Genomic DNA, 8,742 nt, shown 5'->3' with positions numbered 1-8,742 from the left:
AACAACGGATGACCCACCACCTCAATCCCCGCACCACCCACCACACCCCCACCAACCCCACCCACCACCGGCCAAAACCGCTCCCGCTGAAACGCATACAACGGCAAACCGACCGCGGCCGGCGCCGACTCGGCGAATGCGGCGCTCCAGTCGACCGCGACACCGCGCACGTGGGCTTCAGCAAGCGATGTCAGGAACCGGCGCAGCCCTCCTTCGCCGCGGCGAAGCGACCCGATTCCCGTTCCGCGGGCGCCGGTGCTTTCGATGGTTTCCTGCACCGCCATTGAGAGCACCGGTTGCGGGGACATCTCCAGGAAAACGTCGCCGCCCGCTGCGAGAAGGCTCTGCACGGCGGATGCGAACCGCACCGGTTGCCGGAGGTTGCGGTACCAGTATTCGGCGTCCAATTCCGGACCCGCCACGTACCGGGAATCCACCGTCGAGAAGAACGGGATCTCCACCGGCACAGGGGCCAGATCGGCGAGCGCCGCCAGGATTTCGCCGCGGATCGTTTCCACCTGGGCTGAATGCGAGGCGTAGTCGACCGGAATGCGGCGTGCCCGTACCTCGCGCGCCGTCCACTCTTCGACCAGTTCGTCCAGGGCCTCGCAGTCACCCGCGACCACGACCGACGACGCCCCGTTGGCGGCGGCGATGGAGATCCGGCCGGCCAGCCGGGAGATGTCGCGTTCCACCTCGTCTTCGGGCAGCGCCACCGAGGCCATTCCGCCGGAACCCGCCAGTGCGGCCAGCTCCTTGCTGCGCAGCGCGGCGATCCGTGCGGCGTCCTCCAGAGATAGCGCGCCTGCCACGTACGCAGCCGCGATCTCGCCCTGGCTGTGCCCGACGACGGCGGTCGGCCGCACGCCGTAGGCCTGCCAGAGCTCCGCCAGCGAGACCATCACCCCGAACAGGGCGGGCTGCACCACGTCGACCCGGTCCAGGGCGGGCGCTGCGGGATCCTCGCGCAGGACCGCGCTAAGGGACCAGTCCACGAACGGCGCCAGCGCCCGCTCGCAGGCGGCGATCCGGTCCGCGAAGACAGGGGAGGACTCCAGCAGCTCGCCCGCCATCCCCGCCCACTGCGCCCCCTGGCCGGGGAAGACGAACACCGCGTTGCCGGTCAGATCCGCCGCGCCCTCGATGACGTCCGGGGAAGGGGTGCCCTCGCCCAGCGCGGCCAGCGCAGCGGTCAGCTCGTCCCTCGACCCGCCGAGCGCAACCGCGCGGTGCGGCAGCGAGGCGCGGGTGGTGGCCAGCGAGAAACCGACGTCGGCGGTGGGCTCGTCGCGGGTGGCCACATGGGTGCGGAGCCGTTCGGCCTGGCGGCGCACTGCCTCGGCGTCCGTCGCGGACAGGATCCACGGCACAATGTCGGGTTCCGTCCGGTCGGGCTCGGGCTGCGGGTCCGGCTGGGAAACGCCTTCGAGGATCACGTGCGCGTTCGTGCCGCTGACACCGAACGCGGAGACCGCGGCCCGGCGCGGGCGCCCGTTCTCCGGCCACGCGCGCCGCCGGCGCAGCAGCTCCACCCCGCCGGATGACCAGTCCACCTGCGATGTGGGCTCGTCCGCGTGCAGCGTGCGGGGAAGCTCGCCGCGGCGCATCCCCTCGATCATCTTGATCACGCCGGCCATCCCCGCTGCGGCCTGCGTGTGCCCGATGTTGGACTTCACCGACCCCAGGTACAGCGGGTGGTCGGCCTGGTCCCGGCCGTAGGTGGCCATCAGCGCCTGGGCCTCGATCGGGTCGCCCAGTGCCGTGCCCGTGCCGTGCGCCTCCACCGCGTCCACCGCGCCCGCGGGCACGCCCGCGTCGGCGAGCGCGTGGGTGATCACCCGCTGCTGCGACGGGCCGCTCGGCGCCGTCAGGCCGTTCGACGCACCGTCCTGGTTGACCGCGGACCCGCGGACGACGGCCAGAACACGGTGGCCGCGGCGTTCGGCGTCGGACACCCGCTCGACCACGAGCACACCGATCCCTTCGGACCACACGATGCCGTCGGCGCCCTCGGCAAAGGGCTTGCACCGGCCGTCGCCGGCCATACCGCCCTGCCTGCCGAACTCCTTGAGCGCCCCCGGCGTCGACATGACCGTGACACCGCTCGCCAGCGCCGCCGAGCATTCGCCCCGCCGCAGCGCCTGCACGGCGCAGTGCAGCGCCACCAGCGACGACGAGCATGCGGTGTCCACCGAGAGTGCGGGCCCTTCGAGGCCGAACACGTAGGCCACCCGCCCCGACAGGACCGAGGCGAGGTTGCCGGTTGCGACGTGGCCGGCCACGTCCGCGTCGGCGCCGGCCCCGTTGAGTAGCGCGGCGTAGTCCTGGCCGCTCGTTCCGACGAACACGCCGGTGTCGGAACCCCGCAGGCCGGTCGGTGCGATACCCGCCGACTCCAACGCCTCCCAGGAGCACTCCAGCAGGAGCCGCTGCTGCGGGTCCATCGCCAGTGCCTCGCGCGGGGAAATTCCGAAGAGCCGGGGGTCGAAGTCGGCGGCGCCGTCGAGAAAACCGCCGACGGGCGGGGCGTCGGCCTCCGCCAGTTCGGCCGCGTCCCAGCCCCGGTCGCTTGGCACCTCGGTGATGGCGTCGGCCTCGTCGCGGACGAGCCGCCACAGCTCCTCGGGAGTGGAGACGCCGCCGGGGTAGCGGCAGGCCATCCCCACGACCGCGATCGGCTCGCCCTGCTGCAATTCGAGTTCGCGAACACGGCGGTTGGCATTCTTCAGATCGCTGGTCGCACGCTTGAGGTACTCCCGGAGTTTCTGCTCGTCACTCACCGAAACACTCCTCGATAATGTTTTGCATAGCGCGCAAACTCCCGCGCCTGCGTTGACCGCAGGTTGTCCGGCCGCAATCGGCCCGGGAGAAAACTCTGGCCAGGTTCCGTTAATGCGTTCCGAGTTCGCCGTCTAGCGCGTCGAAAAGCTCGTCGTCTGTTGCGTCACTGAGGTCGTCGGGACTGTCGTCCATTGCGGTGTGCGGCCGCGTTCTTCCGTTGAGCTGCAGCAGCATCTCGTTCAGGTGCCGCTCGGCGGTCAGCCGATCGGTCGCGGACAGGTCGGTGGCGGCGAGGCCGGCGCGCAGGCGGTCCAGGTCGGCCAGGACCGATTGCGAGGCCAGCGCCTGCTCGCCGCCGCCGATCTCCCGGTACAGGTGGTCGGCGAGGGCGGACGGGGTCGGGTGGTCGAAGACCAGGGACGCCGGGAGTGCGGCCCCGGTGGCGGAAACGAGGGCGTCGCGCATTTCGACCGCGGTGAGCGAGTCGAACCCCAGTTCCTTGAACGCCTGGCCGTCGGGGACGTGCGCGGCATCGGTGACCCCGAGTACGGCTGCCGCCCGGCTGCGGACCAGGTTGAGCACTTCTTGGCGCCGTTCCGGTTCCGGGAGTCCGGCGAGCCGCCGCTGGAACTCCGGCTCGGAACCGGTACTCGTCCCGGTGCCCGGCGCGGTTTCCAGCGCATTGCGCGCCTGCCGCAGCTCGTCGAACAGTGCGGTGGTGCGCAGTGCGGTAAAGGAGGGCAGGAACCGTGCCCAATCGACGTCGGCGAACACCACGGAGGAGTCGCCGGCATCGATTGCGCGCTGCAGGCCGGCGATGGCGAACGAGGGGTCGAGCAGGGCCAGGCCGCGCTTGGTCAGCGCGTCTTCGGCGCCCGGTTCGCTCGCCATGCCGCCCCCTGCCCACGGGCCCCACGCGATCGAGGTCGCCGGCAGCCCTTGGGCACGGCGGCGGGCGGCCAGCGCGTCGAGGTGGGCGTTGGCCGCCGCGTAGCCCGCCTGCGCACCGCTGCCCCACACCGCGGCGATGGAGGAGAACAGCACGAACACCTCAAGGGGGAGGTCGCGGGTCAGCTCGTGCAGGTGCTGGGCGCCGCGCACCTTGGCGGTTGTGACCGCGGCGAGTTCGGCCGGACCGATCTCGTCCACGGGCCGGAACTCGCCGGCCCCGGCGGCGTGGATGACACCGGTGAGGGGGTGCTCCGCGGGGATCGCGGCGAGGGCGGCCGCGAGCTGGTCCCGGTCGGCGACGTCGCACCGGGCGATGGTGATCGCGGTGGTGCTGGACCCGGACCCGGTGAGCTCTTGCTCCAGCCCGGGGGCGTGGTCGGCGCCGCTCCGGCTCAGCAGCAGCACGTTGTCGGCCCCCCGGAGGACCAGCCACCGGGCCACCTCGATGCCCAGCGCACCGGTTCCCCCGGTGACCAGGACGGTCCCGCGCGGCTGCCAGTGGTGTTCGGGCGCAGCGGCGCGGCGTTGTACGACCCGGCACCCGTAGGCGGTGGTTCCCCGGACTGCGACCTGGTCGTGCCGGTACCGGCCATCAAGGAGGTCGCACAGGGTGTCGAAGTCGGCCTCGCCGATCCGTTCCGGCAGGTCGGCGAGGCCACCCACCAAGGCGGGGTGTTCCAGGGCGGCCACGCGGCCGAATCCCCGCACCTGTGCCTGGTCCGGGTCGGTCGGCGAATCCGCGGTGGTCGCGTTCACCGCGTTGCGGGTCAGGCACCACAGCGGACCGGGCAGCGACACGTCGCGGAGGGCCTGGACCAGTGCCGCGGTGGCGGCGAGTCCCCGGTGCACCGCCGGCGCGTCGGGGTGGCCGCCTGCAGCGGTGCCGAGCAGCGAAAGGCAGCCGATCTCCGTGTTGCCGGTGGCGGTGCCAGAGCCGTAGGCGCTGCCGTCGCCGCGGTTGCGGAGCGCGTCGGCCGCTTCGCCGATCCGTTCCCGCAGGTGGGCGCGGTCGAGTCGGCCGATGCGCAGGAGGCGGACCGACGCACCGCGCGCACTGAGGGTTTCGGCCAGTCGGGTGGCGATCGTGTCGGGCTCGTCCAGGTTGCCAAATTCGTCCGTGGTGGTGTTGACGGTTTCATCGTGGGCGGGTGCAAGGACCAGCCAGGCGCGATCGGACCCGGTGCCGCCGGTTTCCCGGGGCAGCGGACGCCAGTCGACGTGGTATCGGCAGTCCGCGACCGGGTCGGCCGGTTCGGGGTCGTGGCACAGCCAGTAGTGGTCGCGTTGGAAGGGGTAGGTGGGCAGGTCGACCCCTGCCGGCGAGGAACCGGTCGGGTCGTGGGTGCCGGTGATGACGGCGGGCCAGTCGACGGCCGCGCCCTCCACATACAACCGGGCCACCGCAGTCAACAGGGTCTCGGCCTCAGGCCGATCACGGCGCTGGGTCCCCACCACCACCGCCCCCGGCGCGACCTCACCCACCGCCGGCACCAACACCGCATCCGGACCCACCTCCACAAACCGGCCCACACCCCGTTCCACCAGATCGGCCACCCCCGCCCCGAACCGGACCGGCCGGCGCACATGCGAAACCCAATACTCCACCGAACACAGCAACTCCGGATCCGCCAGTTCCCCCGTCAGGTTCGACACCACCGGCAGTTCGGGGCGGTGGAACGCGACCTGTTCCAGGGCCCGGGCGAACTCGGCCACCATCGGATCCATCCGCGGCGAATGGAACGCATGACTCACCCGCAACCACCGCGTCTTACGACCCCAGGAAGCAACCGTGCCTTCGATCCCGCCGACCGGATCCGCATCACCCGAAACCACCACCGAACCCGGACCGTTGACCGCCGCCACCCCCACCCGATCGGCCAGGCCCTCCAGCAGCGGAAGCACTTCCTCCTCCGTCGCCTGCAGCGACACCATCGCCCCACCCGCAGGCAACGCCTGCATCAACCGCCCCCGCGCCGCCACCACCGCACACGCATCCCGCAACGACCACACCCCCGCCACATAAGCGGCCGCGAACTCGCCCACCGAATGGCCCATCACGTAATCGGGCGTGATGCCCCAGGACTCCAGCAGCCGGAACAACCCGACCTCGAAGGCGAACAACGCCGGCTGGGCAATCCCCGTCTCATCCAGCGACTCCCCCGAGAACATCGCCTCCCGCAACGGGCCGTCCAGCAGCACATCGAAATGCGCACACACCTCATCCACCGCCGCCGCGAACACCCGATACCGCGCATACAGGTCCCGGCCCATCCCCGGCCACTGCGCCCCCTGACCCGAGAACACCACCGCCAACGGCGCCTGACCCGCGGCACCACCGCCGCGGACGACGTTCCCGGCGGTACCGCCCCCGGCCACCGCACCCAACCCGGCCAGCAGCTCTTCCCGGGTCGAGCCCAGCACCACCGCGCGGCGGCCCAACCCCGCCCGCGACCGCGCCAACGACCACGCCACATCCACCACCGGCAACTCCGCCACCGGACCGTCCGGGGCGCCCAACTGCGCCGCCCGCGCCCCCAACCCCGCACCATCCCGCGCCGACACCACCAACGGCACCGGATGCTCGAAATGCGTATCCGCGTTCGCCGCCGCTGCAATCGGGGAGATCGGTGGAGCTGCGGTTCCGTCGCCGGAGGCGCCCGCACTGTCGGCCTGTTCCAGCAGCACATGGGCGTTGGTGCCGCTGATCCCGAATGAGGACACCCCCGCCCTGCGCGGGCGGCCGTTGCGCTCCCACGGCCGCGATTCGCTCAGCAGCCGCACGGCTCCCGCCGACCAATCCACGTGCGGCGACGGCACCTCCGCATGCAGCGTCTTCGGCAACCGGCCGTGCCGCATCGCCTCCACCATCTTGATCACCCCCGCCACACCGGCGGCCGCCTGCGTGTGCCCGATGTTGGACTTGACCGACCCCAACCACAACGGGTCCTCGCCGGGCCGGTCCGCCCCATAGGTCGCCAGCAGCGCCTGGGCCTCGATCGGATCGCCCAGCGACGTCCCGGTGCCGTGGGCTTCGACCGCATCGACCTCCGCGGCCGATACCCCGGCCCCGGCCAGCGCCTGCCGGATCACCCGCTGCTGTGCGGGACCGTTCGGCGCGGTCAGCCCATTGGAGGCCCCGTCCTGGTTCACCGCGGACCCGCGGACCACGGCCAGGACCGGATGGCCCAACCGCCGCGCATCCGAGAGATGTTCCAGCACGAGCATGCCCGCGCCTTCCGACCAGCCGGTGCCGTCCGCGCCTTCGCCGAACGCCTTGCACCGGCCGTCGGCCGCCAACCCGCCCTGGCGCCCGAACTCCACAAAGGCACCGAGGGTGGCCATTACGGTCACGCCGCCCGCCAACGCCAGCGAACACTCCCCCCGCCGCAACGCCTGCACCGCCCAATGCAACGCCACCAACGACGACGAACACGCCGTATCCACCGAAACCGCCGGCCCCTCCAGGCCCAGGGCGTAGGAGACCCGGCCCGACGCCACACTCGGCGCCGACCCCGTCAACCCATAGCCGCGGGCCGCCTCCTCCCGCGACGCCTCCACCGCCGACTGATAACCCGAATACGTCACCCCCAAAAACACACCCGCATCACACCCCCGCAAACTCGCCGGATCGATCAACGCACGCTCCAACGCCTCCCACGAACACTCCAACGCCAACCGCTGCTGCGGATCCATCGCCAACGCCTCACGCGGCGAAATCCCGAAAAACCCCGCATCAAACGCCCCCGCCGCATCCAAAAACCCCCCCGTCTCCCGCACCGCCCACCCCCGGTCCCCCGGCGACGGGCCGATCGCATCACCACCGGACTCCACCAGCGACCACAACTGCTCCGGCCCACACACACCCCCCGGAAACCGGCACCCCATCCCCACAATCGCGACCGGCCCACCCGCATCGAGACCTTGCGGCTCAGCAACCCGAACCCGCGCGCCAGCCGGTTCCGCACCGACCAACTCCTCCAACACATGCACCGCAAGCCGCTGCGGCGTCGGGAAATCGAACACCGCCGACGCCGCCAACGACGCCCCCGTCGCCGCACACACCCGATCCCGGAACTCCACCGCCGTCAGCGAATCGAACCCCAGATCCCGAAACGACCGGTCCACATCCAAACCCGCCCCGTCACCGTGGCCCAACACCACGGCACCATGCTCACGGATCAACTCGACCAGCACCCGCTCCTGCTCCACCCGCGGACGCCCGACCAAATCGGCCACCAGGCCGCCGGCCCTGCCGCCGGCGAACGGTTCGGCACGGAGTTCGGTACGGAGGGCCGGACCGGCTTCAGGGATCTCCTCGAACAGCCGCTCCATTCCGGCCGCGGCGAACGCCGACGCCAACCGGGACCAGTCCACATCGGCCACCACGGCATGGGCATCGCCACCCGCCACGACCCGGCCCAACGCGGCGATACCGATCTCCGGCGTGATCCGCGACAGGCCCAGCCGGTGCAGATGCTCGATGGTCCCGCCGTCGGAGACCATTCCGCCGCCTTCCCAGGGCCCCCAGGCGACGGCCGTGCCCGCCAGGCCGACGCAACGCCGGTAGGCGGCCAGTCCGTCCAGAAACGCATTGCCCGCGGCATAGGCGCCCTGGCCACCCGAGCCCCACACGCCCGAAATCGAGGTGAACAGAACGAACAACCCGAGATCGCAGCCGCGCGTGGCCTCATGCAGGTTCCACCCGCCCACCACCTTCGCCCGCGCCACCGCCGCGAACTCGTCCCACGTCAACTCATCCAACACCTGGTTCTGCACGGTTCCAGCCGCATGCACCACCCCGCGCAACGGCGGGCCACTCTCCTCGACCCGGGCAACCGCCGCGGACACACCCGCCGGATCGGCCACATCACACGCCATCACGTCCAGACCGATCCCGTTGCCCGCCAGAAAATCGCCGAGCTCGGTCAGGGCGTCGGCGTCTCCGGCGCCGCTGCGGCTGAGCAGCACCACCCGCGCCACATCCAGATCCGCCAACCACCGGGCCACCCG

The 8,742-nt window shown here is 71.6% G+C and carries 2 protein-coding genes; both read right to left on the bottom strand.

Going from position 1 to position 8,742, the window contains the following annotated elements; translation table 11 throughout:
- Window positions 1-2,780, bottom strand: a 2,780-nt coding sequence (locus ACYVD5_RS11790) for a type I polyketide synthase (protein WP_461001030.1), incomplete at its 3' end; no start/stop codon positions are given.
- 109 nt (window positions 2,781-2,889) lie between these two features.
- Window positions 2,890-8,727 (bottom strand): SDR family NAD(P)-dependent oxidoreductase, encoded by a 5,838-nt coding sequence (locus tag ACYVD5_RS11785; RefSeq protein ID WP_461001029.1) that lies wholly within the window; start codon window positions 8,725-8,727, stop codon window positions 2,890-2,892.
- Between the last annotated feature and the right edge of the window lie 15 nt (window positions 8,728-8,742).

It is taken from the genome of Streptomonospora sediminis (assembly GCF_054778995.1).
Note: the sequence above shows the minus strand (reverse complement) of the source record. Positions and strands in the feature narration are given on the sequence as shown.